We start from the raw sequence: 15,407 nt of genomic DNA, 5'->3' as shown, positions 1-15,407 counted from the left end.
CAGAGCACAAGTCTCGCCTGAGGTCGCTTGGGCAAACACACCTCCCGCCCCAACACCCATTTACTGTAAATCGTTTGATTCGGCCTTCTTGTCCACCGGCACGGCCTGGAAGTGAATTTCCGCCAAGGCGCGGGCGAGGGCTTCCGTCGTCCGGTAGCTTTCTTCAAAGGTATTATCCACCCCGCCGATTTCCACCAGCATGCTGTTGGTCGAAAGGGATTGGTTGTATTCCCCGTTGCCCATGGCCCGGCTCTTGCGGAACACCCCTTTGGACAGGCCCGGATACAGCTCATCCAGTTTTTTGTGCAGTTTGCGGGCCAGCTGTTCGTTTTTCTCCCAGTGGGGGTGGGCGGTTCCGACGACGAAGGCGATCCGGGCGTAATTCTTGCCGCTGATTTTCTTGGTCGTCTTGTCCCGCCGCTGGGAATCCCGGTGGATGTCGATGAAATACTCCAAGTCGTTATTCTGTTGGATGGCGGTGGCCAGAACTTCCCGGGAAGCTTGGTAGAGGCGGTTCCAATCGGCGTCAAAACCGCCGGTGTACACCCGGGCCCCGATCCCCAATTCCTCCAGCTCTTTTCCGAGCCGCGCACCGACCCGGGTGATATTGATTTCATTGTCGTAAGCCCGGCTGGGGTGATCCGTTTCCTTCAGTTCAGGCAGATAGGACTCCGTAAAATGAGTATGGTAGATGAAAACCTTATTCTTCCCCTTGGAAGCCGGTGTCGAAGCTGACTTTTTCTCCCTGGGTTGCTTTTTTTCCTTCCGGCCCTCGGCCATCTTTTTCTGCAGATCGGACGGGGGCGGCGACTCGATCGGAACGGAGGTGTAATCGACTCCTTCCCCCGCCACCACGATCTCCGTATCGAAAAGGGCGAATCCCGGCAGTTCGCTTCCGAGGAAGGTCCGTGGGTCCTTCGGATCCACGCTGGTCGCCAGCTCGAAAAACAACCGTGAAAAGCCGGGATCTTCGGCGGCCTTCACCGTCGTCACCAGATGGGGGACTTCCCCGCCCATCAGGTACAAGAGGGTCTCCGTGGAAATTTGGGAGGTGATTCTGCCTAACTTCGGTGAATCGGTACTCCGTTTCGCCTGGATCATCGCAAACAATCCGGTTAACACAAAGATCACGGCGGATCCCAGAATCAAGTAAACAAACAGTTGTCTCACACGGGGCGTCGACATGTTCAATATGGCAAAACCCCGGTACCGGTGCCGCATCCCTTTCCCTCCCCCAAGCCTGTCTCTACTTGCGAATGTATGAGGGAAAAAGGTAGAGTAGAACGACTTTCTTCCAATAGGAAGAATCGCCCCGTCAGAATGATAGAAGGGCACCCCGAACCGGCCCCCTTCCTCTCGGAGGGGATCCGAAGGGGTCGGAGGAACCGTTTCAGTTGACATGAGCGGAAACGTTTTCCGGCGTAACCGCTTCGTGGAGCGCACAGTTGAGCCCGTCCGCCATCAGCTTCCCCATGTCCCCGATGAAGGCGTCCACTTCCTTGGGCGTCACAATCAGATTTTGCCCCAGCGGCTCCAACACCTCATGAATCAATTGCCGCTTCTCTTCCGCACCCAGGGTTCCCACCATTCCCAACACATGCTTACCGGTCCTGGGGGAAACTTCCTGGGACTGGAGTTCTTTCACATCGGCCCGGTTTAACGGGTCGAGCGGATTGGTCGGTTTGGTTTGGGTCAATTCCCGATTCAGGTGGGAGAGAACGAATTCCACCGTATCGTAGGCGATGGTGGCCGCGTCCACCACCGTCGGGATCCCGATGGCGATCACCGGGATTCCCAGCGTCTCCCGGTTCAGCGCCTTCCGTTTGTTGCCCACCCCGGAACCGGGATTGATCCCTGTATCCGCTACCTGGATGGTGGTGTTCACCCGGCTCAGGGCACGGGAGGCAAGGGCATCGATCGCGATCACGAGATCCGGACGGGTCTTTTCCACCACCCCGAATATGATCTCGCTCGTTTCCATTCCTGTCAGCCCCATCACCCCCGGTGCCAGGGCACTCACGGGTCGGTAACCGGACTCCACCTGTTCGGGCATCAGCTCAAACAGATGGCGGGTCACCATCGTGTGCTGCACCACAAAAGGACCCAGTGCATCCGCGGTCACATTGCGGTTACCCAAGCCCACGATGAGGACTTTGGCGTTGAGATCGACTCCCACCTTCTCCAGGAATTTTTGGAACTCATCGGAGAAATGGGCCGAAACCCTTTGCTGAAGTTTGGAATCCTGACTCCGGAGATCAGGAACCTCCAGAGTCAAGTACAGTCCCGGGTTTTTTCCCAATTCTTTTGCCCCTTGGTCATCATGGATCCGAATCCAACTCGTCGTGATTCCGTTTTCTTCATATTCATCCATCTCGACACCCGGCACCCCGTCTTCGCCGCGTTCCTGAACCGCCATATCGTGGGCTTCACGGGCCAAGTCGGTCCGAACGGGAAAACGTCCGAGGTCCAGCTTCTTGTCGTTGTTTTGCGGTTGATCTTCGGAGACCATCCACGTCCAACCCCTTTTTTCGGTTTGATACCATTTTCTCCATGTCGAGACGGGGTTTATTCCTTACCGCCGGGGAAGTTTCGGTTTCCGCCCGATATCTTGCTTTTTGCCAACCCCCGTGTTAGAATTTAGCGTGTTGCACGCAAAGAGAGCGACTTGACAACCGGGAGGTGAACCAGATGCCCAACATTAAATCCGCAATCAAACGGACCAAAACCAGCGCAAAACGGCGTGAGCAACGGATGGCCCAAAAATCCGCCATGCGCACCTCCATCAAGAGATTCCTGACCGCCGTCGACAACGGGGAAAAGGAAAAGGCCGGCGAACTCCTGCGGGAAGCCAAACGGAAGCTGGACAAAGGCGTCACGAAAGGCCTGCTTCACAAGAATAAAGCTGCCCGGCAGAAATCCCGCCTGGAGCAAAAATACAATGCCTTGAACGGCTGATCTTTCCATGAAAAAACGACCCGCTTCGGGTCGCTTTTATTTTGTCCTTCTTTTTTATCCCCGGGGAACCAGTCCCATCGCTTCCTGAACCTTTTGGAGCGTGTTTCCGGAGACTTCCCGGGCCCGTTCGGCTCCTTGGGCCAGAACGCGCTTCACCTCTCCGCTTTCCATCACATCGCGGTAGCGGTCCTGAAGGGGTTTGAGCACCTGTATGACCGCATCGGCGGTATCCAGTTTCAGGTGGCCGTATCCTTTCCCTTGATAGCGTTCCACCAAGGAATCCACGGATTCCCCGCTCATTTCGCTGTAGATGTCCAGGAGGTTGCTGATCCCCGGTTTGTTTTGGGGATCATAACGGATCTCATTCTCGGAGTCCGTGACCGCCCGTTTGAACTTTTTCACGATGGTGTCGGGGTCGTCCAAAAGCTCGATGCGGTTGAAAGAGCTGTCGGCACTCTTGCTCATCTTCTTGTTCGGATTGTCCAGCCCCATGACCCGGGCCCCGGTTTTGCCGATCTTCGGTTCAGGTACCGTAAACACCTTCCCGTACTGCCGGTTGAAACGTTCAGCCAGATCCCTGGAGAGCTCCAGGTGTTGTTTTTGATCCTCTCCGATCGGAACAATATCAGTATCGTACAGCAGGATATCAGCCGCCTGCAGGACCGGATAGGTAAAGAGACCGGCGGTGGCGGATTCAGATCCTTTACCTTTGTCTTTGAACTGGGTCATCCGCCCCAGTTCCCCCATGCGGGCAACGCATTGGAGGAGCCAGGCTCCTTCCGAATGAGCCGGATTGTGGGATTGGACAAACAGGGTGCTCTTGTCGGGATCCAGTCCCGCAGCCAGATAAAGCCCTGCTAACTCCAGCGTTTTTTTCCGAAGATCTTCGGGGTCCCGGGGGATGGTCAGGGCGTGAAGATCGACGACACAGAAAAAGCATTCCGCTTCCTCCTGCAGGGGAATAAATTGTTTCAACGCCCCGATGTAGTTTCCGAGGTGAAGATTTCCCGTCGGCTGCATGCCGGAAAAGACCCGTTTCATCATTGAACCACTCCTTTTACGGAAAAATAAAAAGCCCCGTCCTCCAATACGGGACGAGGGTTCTCTCGCGGTGCCACCCGAATTCGCCTGGAATCAGACGCGCTCTTGTCCGGTAACGGCCGGTGTTCCGACCGGCTTTCCCCTTCCCGCCCCCAACGGAGGCGCATCGGGAAAAGCAGCTCCGAAGCCCATTCACGCGGCGGTCCGGCCGGCTCACACCCACCGCCGGCTCTCTGGACGGACACGGTCCGCGCTACTCTTCTTCTTCCTCGCTGTTGCTTGTTTCAGATCGGATCCTGATGGAGTCACTCCGTATTCTACAACTTGGGGAAACAAAACGCAACGTGGGACCCAACCTTTTTCCCCGGACGGACCCGGGGTATAATAGAGGATATGCTTGGTTTACACACACCTGCAACATTCCTGCGGGTGAGGCAGGTTTCCTGCCCCATATTGATACATCCCACCCCTGAAAGCGTAACGCTTCCAAGGCCGGATTTTCTCGCTCCCACCAGTAACTGACCATGTTGAGACTCCACCCGCCTGAAGGCGTGGGACTGCCAGTGCCCCGGTTCCTTTTTCTCACGCTCATGGTTTTACCCAGCGGGAGGTTCAGCACTGAAACCCCCTACCATGACGTTTTCAAGGAACGAACCCACTGCCCGTGGGATGAACACCGCTCGTATGTTTCGATTATACGATCATCTGGTTGCTCTTGCGATCTCCATAAGGGGGGATTTCGGGCAGCGCCGACTTTCATCCCATCATGGAAAGCAATTTACTGTAAGGAGACATGACCATGGGGAATGGGATTCCGCCGTACCTTCATGTAACGGTGACTCTGGGAACCCTCTTGATGGCTCTGATGTTCGTCGTGATCCGGATCCGGTCGGCGAAAAAGCCTACCAATGCGAAAAAGATTCTCATGCCGCCCGCAGGGATGAGCACCGGGTTTTTGATGTTCATCTTCCCGCCGTTTCGTATTCCCCTGACTTGGGGATTGGCGGCGTTTGCGACAGGGGCGCTCCTTTTTGCCTGGCCCCTGATCCGGACCTCCCGCTTCCGGGTGAGGGGGGGAGACATTTACCTGAAACGTTCCAAGGCATTTGTTTCGATTCTTTTTATCCTGCTTGCCGTCCGGATGCTGGCTCATGAATATGTGGAACACTTCATCACCCTGGAGCAAACCGCCGGCCTCTTCTTCATTTTGGCCTTCGGCATGCTTCTCCCTTGGCGGGTGGCCATGTATCTCAAGTACCGTAAACTGAAGGAACAAAGCTCCACCTCGGCGGCCGAATAGAACGGCCGCCATTTTTAAATCAAGGGCAAGGTCTTACCCCGTCACTTCCCCCGCGGATGCCGGCTGGTTGGCCTCTTCCTTCAATACATATTTCAGGATTTTTCCGAGCCCGTTTTTGGGAAGGGCATCCTTGAGAACCACCTCCTGGAGCTTATGTTCCGCTAACCGTTCCCGGGCGTAACCGAGAATCGATTCCTCCGTCAGGCCGGAACCTTCCTTTGTCACCGCATAAGCCCTCGGGACCTCCCCCCGATCCCCGTCGCGGACTCCAACCACCGCCACTTCCTCGATGTCCTCCAGTTCCAGAAGCACGGCTTCCACCTGAGCGGGGAAAATCTTTTCGTTTTGGTGGTGGATGATGTCCCCGTACCGCCCTGCGATGTGCAAAAAACCGTCCTCATCCAGCCACCCCGCGTCCCCCGTTCGAAACCATCCGCCCTTCAGATTGCGTGTCGTGGCCTCGGAATCTCTCCAATACCCGGGAGACACCTGGGGCCCTCTGCAAAAGATTTCTCCCATCTCTCCGGGAGAAGGTTCCTCCCCGGTCTCCGGGTCGACCAGTTTGAGCTCCCCCAGCACTTTTTTGCCGACGGAACGGCACCGGTCCATTCCCATCTCCGGCGTCCAGAAAGTGATGGGACCGCAGAACTCGCTCGCTCCGTAAATTTGAACAATGGGAAACCCAAGGGAATGATACTGCCGGATCAGGTCTTCCGGCACTTCCGCCCCGCCGCAAAAGATCTCCCGAAGGGAACCGGTATCCCAATCTCCCTCCATCAGCGGAGTCAGCATATAAGGCAACATGGGGGGCAGAGCCAGCAGGTGGGTGATCCTCTCCCGCTCCACCAGCTCCCAAATTTGGACAGGATGGAACTTCGGCATATAGACGGTGGTAAGGCCCATCAGCGGAGCATGGGGAATGAAAGCGGCTCCGCTGATGTGAAAGAGGGGAGTTGTCGCCAGGAAACGGTCTCCCTTTCTGAGATCGAGGGACATTCCGACAGACGTACCCGAGGCGAAAAGATTGGCGTGGGTGGCGACCACTCCTTTCGGTTCCCCCGTGGTGCCGGAGGTGTAAGTCAGCACCACGGGCTCCCCCGGGCCGACATCCACCCCGGGTTCCTGATCGGGACGCTCCAGCAGAGCTTCTTCAAAGGCCGGGTTCATTTTCTGGTCCACCCCCACCCGGACCATCCGTTCCAGGAAATCGAGGGGTTCCAATACATCCGCCAGCGCAGTGAATTCTTCTTCGTAAAACAAGACCTTCGGCCCGGATTTCTCCATCAACCGCTTCAGTTCCCGCGGGGTGAGGCGCCAGTTGAGGGGCACGGCCACCGCACCCACCTTGGCCGCCGCCAAAAAAACCATGGCGAAAGGGTGGTTGGTGGAGCACAGGATGGCAACCCGGTCCCCTTTCCGCACATCCAGCTCCAGCAGAAAATGGGCCAGGCGGTTGACCCAGCGATTGTATTCGCCGTATGTATAACGGGTATCGGGAGCGACCACCGCTTCCAAATCCGGTGAATAATCCGCCCGGTTTTTTAAAATCTCCCCGACTGTAAACATGATCCGCACACCCCTGTCCTTTTATTTCGCATCATGATAATTGAAAAATAATTTCTTTCACCTCATTATATAAAAGAACTTTTTTTCAAAAAAGGAACTCTCGTCGCGGAGAGACCGGAGTTACACCGAAATCAAAGCGGGGCCGCCGGGAGCGACGGTTCCATGAAAAGATCGAATGGAAAGGAGAAAAATGGAGCAACAGCGAGGGAAATGCAGGGCCCGCCTAAGAAACCCCTGGGTCGAAGGGACCGGACCGGGACCGTTCCCGCAACGTTTCTTTTTGTCACGGATCTGCTCAAGGAAAGCAGGGGGGAACATGAAAACCCTCCAAGTTCCAACCGGAAAAACCCGAATTCATGCTTGCGAACACAGCCGATCAGGGCCTTCGATCCATTCAGCACCGTCCTTCGGTTTTACGGAGATCTGAAAAATGCCTCAGACTTCGACAACCGCTCCTGAAAGATGAACCCGCCTGAATGTCCGGGCGGCGGGTTGTGGTGGTATGGGCCCAGACCGCCTTTCTTTCCCGGACCCGCTTCCGGAAGTTTGGGCTTCCGACGGTTCCGGCAACGCAGGGGCTGACGATTTTCACTCCACCCCATCCTCCTTACCTCACCGTCAAAATCAGCCGTTCCAAGGCCAGGGTTTTGTCCATCTGTCCGGACTTGATGGCCTGGTCCGTCTCGATGGCCCGGTGCAACAACGTCCGAAGAGTCTTCTCCGGAAAGGACTTTCCCTGTCGGAGAGCCAGTTTCACCGGGTAGGGGTGGACCTTCAGCTGTGAAGCGATTTCCCGCTCCGACAGCCCTTTGCCGGCAAGAACTTTGATTTGGAGCATGAGGCGGAACTGGCGGATGAGCAAGGCCAGCACCCGGATCGGCTCCTCCCGGTTTTCCAGAAGATCGTGGAATACGGCCATCGCTTCCCCCGTCTTTCGGCGGGCCACCCGGTCCACCAGTTTGAACACGTCCTGTTCCAGGGTCCGGGGCACCAACGCGGCGACGGTATCCGGAGTAATGGTGCCCGAGGGTCCCACATAGATGGCCAACTTCCGGATTTCCATGTCCAAGAGCCGCAGATCCCCTCCCGTTTGACGGATCAGGGTTTCCGTCGTCTGGGGATGGATGCGGGCCCCGGTCCGCTTCAGGCGGTCGTTCACCCAACGGGTGAGGCCCCGGGCATCGGGAGGCTGGAACACAGCTTCCCGGACGTGTTTTTTCAGCTCTTTCACCACTTTTTTCCGAGCATCCAGTTTCTCGGCGGGAACCGTGATGACCAGTACATTCTCACTCAGGGGCTCCCGTGCGTACCGGAGCAATTCCTCGGGACGGTGCTCCTGTTTGTCCTTTCCCCGGCTTGCGGTGAGAAACCAGGCGTTTTTCCCCACCACCAGCCGCCGTTCCCCGAAAAAAGAAGGTGTTTCGGCTTCCCGGACCAGGTCTTGCACGGGCACTTCCTCCAGATCCATCACGGTATGGTTCCAGTCCCGGTTTTCCCCGGAAGCCAAGACCTGATCTTCCAATCGCTTCATCGCTTCTTCCATCAGGAAAGTCTCGCTCCCGTAAAAGAGATAGGCGGATGAAATCCGGCCGGATGAGAGTTCCTGCAACAGTTTTCGGTCCATGGCACATCCTCCGTCAAATGCTTGTTGGGATCACTTCCGGACCGGGATCATCACGGTCCGTTCGGTTCCGTTATCGTACCGAAGCCAGAGGGTCTCTTTGTCCTTCCAGCGAATTCGGATCTTTGTGTCCGGTTCCCGGGACGGGGACCGATAGCGCACCTCACCCTTCCGGTCCCGGACCACCACGCGGTTTTCCGTAATCCGGGCGATCAGACGGCCGTCCGGGGAAGGCACCTCCTCGCCGGAAGGAAACCGGTCCGTCATGGCTTTTTCTTTTTGGGGAGAAACCGACTCCGAGGACTGAAGGGATGGGTTGGAACCGGCGGAGCCGATTCCGGGAGCGGGGTCCCTGCGGTCCACCGCCAAGCCGATCGCCGCCAGGATCGCCGCCGCCGCGGTCGCCAGGGAGAGGACCCGCCATGTTTTCCGTCCCGGCGTCTTCTTCCTCCGGGACTTCCGTTCCGCCGGTCCCGCCCCTTCGATCTCCCGGAGCGCACGCTCCGCAGGGGAGACGGGCGGGGCCGGCCGCGGCAGCTCCGACAGGGTCTCATCGATCTTCCGAAGCCGCCCGGCGAATTCGGCGCAGGCGGGACAGCCGGCCAGATGGCGCCGCAACTCTCCTCTTTCCTCCGGAGACAAATCCCCATCCAGATCCCGTTGGATCCATTCCAGCCATTTGCCGCAACTCATGGGAGCACCCCGCCTTCCTGGTAATCGGCCAACCACGACTGCAATTTTTTCCGGCCGCGGAACAGATGGGATTTCACTGTATTGAGGGGCATTTCCATCGTTTCCGCGACCTCTTCATATGTAAAATCCTGCTGGTACCGAAGGATAACGGCGGTTCGTTGGGGTTCGGGCAACCGGAGGATCGCCTCCTGCACATCGAAGGCGACCCCCGACCACTCCACCGGACTGCCTTTTCCGACCCGGTGGGGCTCCCACCCTTCCTCCAACGGAAGGGTGGGTTTTCTTTTTCTCAGAAAATCGATGGAAGTCCGAAGGGCGATCCGTTGAGCCCAGGTCTCCACCTTTGCTTCCATGCGGTACCCCGACAAATTCCGGTAGATCCGGACCAGGGCCTCCTGAGCGGCATCCATCGCATCCTGCTCATCCCCGAGCATGTAACGGGCGGTACGGTAAACCGGACCTTCCAGCTTTCTCAAGAGGCGGACCAGCGCCTCACGGTCCCCTTCCCGGGCCCGCCGGACCTCATCCCCGTCGATCAATCCCATCCCTCCTGCCTGAACGGACGGCAGCAGCCCGGAATAAGTTGCACCTTTTTATCCGGGAAACTTCCGCGTCCACCGTTCTTCCCGCTTCTGTTTCGTTTTTATTCATTGTATCATAGAGGAATCCACGACCGGATCATAAGGTAAGATGTCAGTGAAGGAGGAACCCCGCAGATGAGAGAAAAAACCGCGCTGGTCGCCGGGGCCAGCGGCCTCGTGGGACACCATCTGACGAAACGGCTCCTTGAGGATCCCCGGTACCGCCAGGTGACCTTGCTGGTCCGGCGGAGACTCCCCCTCGAAGAGGCGAAATTGGAACAGAGGGTGATTGATTTCGACCGCCTCGACCGGGAAGCGGAAGGGGTCCATGCGGAGGATGTCTTCTGCTGCCTGGGTACGACGATGAAAAAAGCGGGGGGAAAAGAAGCCTTCCGGCGGGTGGATTACGGATATCCCCTCTCCCTTGCCCGACATGCCCGGCAACCCGGTACCCGCCAGTTTCTGGTGATCACCGCTCTCGGTGCCGACCCCGGATCAGGAATTTTTTACAACCGGGTCAAAGGAGAGCTGGAAGAAGCTCTGAAGGAACTGGATCTTCCCTCCCTTCACCTTTTCCGGCCATCGCTTCTCTTGGGCAATCGGGAGGAGTTCCGGTTCGGCGAGTCCGTCGCCGCCCGGATGATGCCCGCCCTCTCCTTTGCGCTCCGGGGGCGGTTGAAAAAATACCGGGCCATCCCGGGTAAAACCGTGGCCCGGGCGATGGTGGAAGCCGCCCGCCGGGAAGAACCGGGGACCCATGTGTATGAATCGGACCGGATCGCCGATATGGCGAAACCATAAGTAGGATATCAAAAAAGCGACCGGGAGCCGTCGGCCGCTTTTGGTTGGATTTATTCCCGGGCCAGTTCCACCGCCAGATCGCTCCCCACCTCGGCATTGTGTTTCACTAAGGCGATATTGGCCTTCAGGCTCTTCCCGCCCGTCATCCTCTTCACTTCGTTCAGCAGGAATGGAGTGACTTCTTTTCCCTTGATCCCGTTTTGATCCGCTTTTTCGACGGCTTGGCGGATCATGCGGTCCATCTCATCGGGATCCAACGCATCCGCCTCGGGAATCGGGTTGGCAACCACCACCCCGCCGGAAAGCCCCAGGGCCCTTTTGGCACGGATCAAACGGGCGATCTCTCCGGATGTGTCCAGAGCACAGTCCACCCCGTAACCCGAACGGCGGGAATAGAAGGCCGGGAACTCATCGGTGCCCATGCCGATGACGGGGACGCCCCGGGTTTCCAGATATTCCAGGGTCAACCCGATATCCAGAATGGACTTGGCCCCGGCGCATACCACCGCCACATCGGTCCGGGACAGCTCGTTCAGATCCGCGGAGATGTCCAAGGTCTTGTGGCCTTCCCGGTGGACCCCTCCGATCCCTCCCGTCACAAACACCTCGATACCGGCGCGATCGGCCAGGATCATGGTAGCGGCAACCGTGGTCGCGCCGTTCTTTTTTGCCGCGACCACATAGGGAAGATCCCGCCGGCTCACTTTGAGCACGTTCTTGCTGTTTGCGAGGCCGTCCAGTTCCTCCCCCGTCAGGCCGATCTTCAGTTTCCCGTCCAGAATGGCCATCGTCGCCGGCACCGCGCCCCGTTTTCGAATGATCGCTTCCGTTTCCCGCGCCGTTTCCACGTTCTCCGGATAAGGCATTCCGTGGGAGATGATGGTGGACTCCAGAGCAACGATGGGCCGCTTTTCTTCCTTCGCTTGCCGGACTTCCTCCGAGTACTCCATGATCTCTTCCAGTTTCATTATGCTCCTCCTTTTTCCCGGTGCCAGACTCCAGGGCTCAATTCGGGGGAAACGCTCGCTTCCGTTTTCAGGGTGAGAGCCGCAAAAACGGTTCCGATCCGGCAGGCTTCTTCAAGGGAAGCTCCCCGGTGGAGACTGCCCACCACACCTGCGGCAAAGGCATCTCCTGCCCCCGTCACATCGACCACCTTCGCGGAAGAAGGGGACTCCAGCCACCCCTCTCCCTCTTCCCCGGTGTGGAAGACGCCGTCAGCCCCACAGGTCAGCACCACCCGGCGCACCCCCCGCTTACGGAGAATCAGGCAGGCCCGCTCACAGCCGGCGGAGGTGTCTGTCTCCACTCCCGTCACGGCCTCCAGTTCAGCGGCGTTTCCGATCCACAGATCGACCCCCGTCGCCTCCCTCGGCAAGCGTCCCGCCTTGGGCACCGAAACGGGGACGACGCACAGGAAAAGGGATGCCTCCCGGCATCGGCGAACCAGGTCCCCAAGGGTGTCCGCCGGCAGGTTGGTATCCGCCACCACGATGCCTCCCGCCCGGATGCGGGGCCAAGAGCGGTTCAGAATCCGGGTGTCCATCCGGTCAAAAATCTCCATGTCCGCCAGGGCCAACGCCATCTCCCCTCCCGGTTGCAACACGGCCGTATAGGTTCCGGTGCGGGCTCCGGGAACCGTCTCCGCCAGACTCACATCCACGCCGGATTCCACACAGGATTCCAATAACGCTTCGCCGTCCCGGTCTTCCCCGACCAAGGTGAGCAGCGAGACATCCAAGCCGGAGCGGGCCAAATTTTCCGCGATGTTCCGGGCCACGCCCCCGAAGGAATGGGAGACATCGACGGGATTGGAAGTCCCCCTTTGAAGCGGCCCGGACAGACGTGCCTTTCGATCCAGATTCGCCCCTCCGATACAGGTGATCCCCCGTCGTTCCGGCAGCACATAGGCGCGGCCGAGGATCCGGCCCTTCCGCATCAGGGCGGATATGTATCCGGCCACGGCCGAACGGGACAATCCCAGTTGCCGGGACAGTTGTTGCTGGGTCACAAAAGGGTCCTTTCGGATCAGATCCAGAATCCGTTTCTCTTTCGGTGACAGCGGTTCGTTCATGGGGGGCACCCCCTTCATGTAACAAGTGTCTTTATTTTAAACAAAAGTTTGACGGACTACAAACAAAAATGGCCGGATGATTCTCAGCCGGATTCTTCCCGAATCGGAAAACAGGTTGTCCATGAAAAAACACCGACCGAGCTTAAGGTCCCTTCGGTCCGTCCAGCATGGACGTCCATTTCCAGGATGCGGGAGTGATCCGGACCGTCACCGCCCCGTGTCGGTCGGTTCTCCAAACCCGGATCCCCCGTTCTTCCAGACGTCTCATCACTTCCGGCGAAGGGTGGCCGAACCGGTTGTCCCTGCCGGCGGAAATGACCGCTTCCCGCGGCCGCACGGTATCCAGCCACTCCTCCCCTGTGGAAGTGCGGCTGCCGTGGTGTGCCACCTTCAAAAGATCGATGTCGGGAAGGTTCCAGCGATTCAGGATCCGACGCTCCCCTTCCCGTTCCACGTCGCCGGTCATCAGGACGGTTTTGCCGTATGCCGTCAGCAGAAAGACGACGGAATCATCGTTTCCGCCCCCGGGTATATCCCCCGGATCCGTCGGGGGGTGCAGGAATTGCCACCGGATCCCCGGTTCCACCTCCCCGTTCCATCCCGGTTCGATCACGGAAACGGGAACCTCTTCACTCTTCAAGAGCGCCATCAGCTCCGCTTCCATGGGCCCCTTCGGGGGCAGAGGGTTCCTGAGCACCCGGCTCACGGAAAACCGCTCCGCCACCGCCCGCAGACCCCCGATATGATCCGCGTCACCGTGGGTCAGGATCATCCAGTCCACCTGTTGGATCCCCCGATACTTCAGATAAGGAACCAGCACTTCTCTTCCGACGTCATATTCCCGACCTTTCCGTTGCCAGTCTTCCTTCTCCCGCGGAAGGTGGCCGCCCCCGTCCACCAGGATCACCCGACCGCCCGGGGTCTCGATCACTGCCGCATCTCCCTGCCCCACGTCCAAAAACGTAATCCGCAACCCGTCACCTCCGCCGGATGTCCCCTGAAAGACGGAGAACCCGACCAGAAAAAGGACAGCCATCCATGCCGTCCGGCCGTGGCGGGCCTGTCGCAGTTTCCCGCCGCTCCAACTCCACAAAAGGTAAAAGGAAGCGACCCCGTAGCCCGCCAACCACCATTCCGGCGGAGGAACCCGGGAAATCCGGGCGCTCCCCCACGCCGCCAACGGAGACAGAAGGGCATGGATACCGGTGTGCAAACCGGAGACGAGCGCAGCCGGCACCCCCCCGATCCCCTCAGAGAACGTTCCCAAAGCAAGCGAAAGATAACCCAGTGGAATCACCAGCCCCGTGATGACGGGAACAACCAGGAAGTTGACCCCCCAGGACAGGAGGGAGAATTCATGGAAGTGGGTGATCAAGAGGGGGAAAGAAGCGGCTTGAGCCATGAGGGTGACCGCGGTGAACTGGTTGACTCGGCGCCAGGGGGTGGGAATCCGCCGGCTCAACGGTCCCGTGCCGACCAACAGACCCAGGGTGACCAGAAACGAAAGTTGGAATCCCGCCTCCAAGAGTTGATACGGATTCCACCACAGCATCAAAAGCGCCGCCAACCCCAGAAAGGAGAGGCTGTCCCTCCACTTTCCCAACAGGATCGCCAACAACCCCAGCCCCGCCATCACCGCGGCACGAATCACGGGAGCCCCCGCTCCGGTCAGCAGAACGTAGAAGGGAAGGATCAGAATGGACAGGAGCGCCGACTTTTCCCGGGTGACCCCGGCCCAAGTGGCTGCCCCGTAGAGACATCCTGTGAACACGGCCACATGAAGGCCCGAAATGGCCAACAGGTGTACCAGCCCCAGTGCGGTGAAAGATTCCACCGTCTCCACGGGTACCTCATCCCGGCCTCCGAGCAGCATCCCCTTCATCAAACCGGCGGTTTCCGGCGGATACAGCCGATCCAACCGTTCCTCCAGCCATAAGCGCACCCCGTCCATCCTTCCCGAAATGGAGGGGGTCCGGGAACCGAGGACCGCTGATCGCCACTCGCCTTCCCCGATCCAGTGGATGGATCGCCGGTGGAGATAAGCACGATAGTCAAATCCCCCGGGGTTGCGTGCCGGATCGGGGCGGGCTAACTCCACCGGAGCGGAAAGGGACATCCCCTGCCACAGACGGGCGGCCTCCTTCTGTTCCCCGGGAGAACGGAGCCGAAAACGGAGCCGGACCCGTTCATTCACCCGGTATTCCTTTCCGTGAAAACGGAGGCGCCGAACATCCACCTCCAGGGTGAGCCGGTCTCCGTCCACCTTCGCCCGGGAAGCCACGAACCCTCCCACCTCCGCCCGGACGGGGGATTCGGAAAAGGGAAGCCTGGAACGGTTCGATTCTTCCACCCCGCTGAAATGGGCGGCCCCGAAAAAGATTCCGGTCAAGAGGAGCGTCACCGCCGCTCCCCGCATCCGACCGACGTAGACGGCCCCCCCGATCAGGAGCACCATCCCCCCGGCAGCGGCCCAGGCGGCCCAGGATCCTCCCCAAGTTCGGCCCAATCCGATTCCCGCCGCCCACCCCACGGCCAATATGAAAAAGGGTCGTTTCATTCACCCCTCCTCCCCCGACATATGGATGGTTTCTTTTTCGACGGAAAGAAAACCAATCCCTTTCCAAAAGAATCCTTGAAAGAATGTTTTTGGAACATAAAAAAAGACCCTCCGGGGAAGAAAGCCTTTTACCACAGGTTACGGATGCAAGATTTCCACGCTATTGGTTGAATATGGGTCCGTTCGGGTCGATACAAAAGGAAATCGGGATGGATACG

General features: G+C 58.5%; 13 protein-coding genes and 1 other annotated feature. Of the genes, 3 read left to right on the top strand and 10 right to left on the bottom strand.

Going from position 1 to position 15,407, the window contains the following annotated elements:
- Positions 1-60: 60 nt before the first annotated feature.
- Together spoIIP and gpr are read right to left on the bottom strand one after the other, a co-directional pair.
- Positions 61-1,221, bottom strand: a complete 1,161-nt coding sequence (spoIIP, locus tag C8P63_RS00305) for a stage II sporulation protein P (RefSeq protein ID WP_170109408.1) — start codon at positions 1,219-1,221, stop codon at positions 61-63.
- Between the two features lie 169 nt (positions 1,222-1,390).
- Entirely contained in the window at positions 1,391-2,509 is a 1,119-nt protein-coding gene (gpr, locus tag C8P63_RS00300; protein WP_108021332.1) for a GPR endopeptidase, read from the bottom strand.
- Between the two features lie 179 nt (positions 2,510-2,688).
- Here gpr and rpsT point away from each other — a divergent pair, with 179 nt between their 5' ends.
- Positions 2,689-2,955: a 30S ribosomal protein S20 gene (gene rpsT, locus C8P63_RS00295; protein WP_108021331.1), complete on the top strand. Its 267-nt coding sequence runs from the start codon at positions 2,689-2,691 to the stop codon at positions 2,953-2,955.
- A gap of 54 nt (positions 2,956-3,009) precedes the next feature.
- On the opposite strand, the gene trpS is transcribed toward rpsT, so the two are convergent.
- Positions 3,010-3,996 (bottom strand): tryptophan--tRNA ligase, encoded by a 987-nt coding sequence (trpS, locus tag C8P63_RS00290; protein WP_108021564.1) that lies wholly within the window; start codon positions 3,994-3,996, stop codon positions 3,010-3,012.
- Positions 3,997-4,042: 46 nt separating this feature from the next.
- Positions 4,043-4,275 (bottom strand) — a binding site (T-box leader).
- A 520-nt stretch (positions 4,276-4,795) separates the two neighbouring features.
- Between trpS and C8P63_RS00280 the strand changes: the two genes are divergently transcribed.
- Positions 4,796-5,296: a CcdC family protein gene (locus C8P63_RS00280; protein ID WP_108021329.1), complete on the top strand. Its 501-nt coding sequence runs from the start codon at positions 4,796-4,798 to the stop codon at positions 5,294-5,296.
- A 33-nt stretch (positions 5,297-5,329) separates the two neighbouring features.
- On the opposite strand, the gene C8P63_RS00275 is transcribed toward C8P63_RS00280, so the two are convergent.
- From C8P63_RS00275 to C8P63_RS00250, 4 genes are all read right to left on the bottom strand, one after another.
- Positions 5,330-6,862, bottom strand: coding sequence for a class I adenylate-forming enzyme family protein (locus C8P63_RS00275; RefSeq protein ID WP_108021328.1), 1,533 nt, complete (start codon positions 6,860-6,862; stop codon positions 5,330-5,332).
- A gap of 607 nt (positions 6,863-7,469) precedes the next feature.
- The gene (gene holA, locus C8P63_RS00260; RefSeq protein WP_108021325.1) at positions 7,470-8,486 is read right to left on the bottom strand and encodes a DNA polymerase III subunit delta; all 1,017 of its coding nucleotides are present in this window, start codon (positions 8,484-8,486) and stop codon (positions 7,470-7,472) included.
- Between the two features lie 30 nt (positions 8,487-8,516).
- Entirely contained in the window at positions 8,517-9,176 is a 660-nt protein-coding gene (locus C8P63_RS00255) for an anti-sigma factor family protein (protein WP_108021324.1), read from the bottom strand.
- Positions 9,173-9,721 (bottom strand): RNA polymerase sigma factor, encoded by a 549-nt coding sequence (locus tag C8P63_RS00250; RefSeq protein WP_211308214.1) that lies wholly within the window; start codon positions 9,719-9,721, stop codon positions 9,173-9,175. The genes C8P63_RS00255 and C8P63_RS00250 overlap by 4 nt, the downstream gene beginning before the upstream one ends.
- Positions 9,722-9,892: 171 nt before the next feature.
- Between C8P63_RS00250 and C8P63_RS00245 the strand changes: the two genes are divergently transcribed.
- Complete coding sequence (locus C8P63_RS00245; protein WP_108021322.1) at positions 9,893-10,558, top strand: oxidoreductase; 666 nt, start codon at positions 9,893-9,895, stop codon at positions 10,556-10,558.
- 50 nt (positions 10,559-10,608) lie between these two features.
- Here C8P63_RS00245 and C8P63_RS00240 read toward each other — a convergent pair whose 3' ends face one another.
- The 3 genes from C8P63_RS00240 to C8P63_RS00230 form a co-directional block, all read right to left on the bottom strand.
- On the bottom strand, positions 10,609-11,520 hold the full coding sequence (locus C8P63_RS00240; RefSeq protein WP_211308221.1) for a pseudouridine-5'-phosphate glycosidase: 912 nt from the start codon (positions 11,518-11,520) through the stop codon (positions 10,609-10,611).
- Between the two features lie 5 nt (positions 11,521-11,525).
- The gene (locus C8P63_RS00235; protein WP_108021320.1) at positions 11,526-12,632 is read right to left on the bottom strand and encodes a carbohydrate kinase; all 1,107 of its coding nucleotides are present in this window, start codon (positions 12,630-12,632) and stop codon (positions 11,526-11,528) included.
- Between the two features lie 142 nt (positions 12,633-12,774).
- Positions 12,775-15,189 (bottom strand): DNA internalization-related competence protein ComEC/Rec2, encoded by a 2,415-nt coding sequence (locus tag C8P63_RS00230; protein WP_108021319.1) that lies wholly within the window; start codon positions 15,187-15,189, stop codon positions 12,775-12,777.
- Positions 15,190-15,407 lie beyond the last annotated feature (218 nt).

The sequence above is a fragment of the Melghirimyces profundicolus genome (assembly GCF_003054245.1).
In the GTDB taxonomy this organism is placed as follows: Bacteria; Bacillota; Bacilli; order Thermoactinomycetales; family DSM-45169; genus Melghirimyces; species Melghirimyces profundicolus.
Note: the sequence above shows the minus strand (reverse complement) of the source record. Positions and strands in the feature narration are given on the sequence as shown.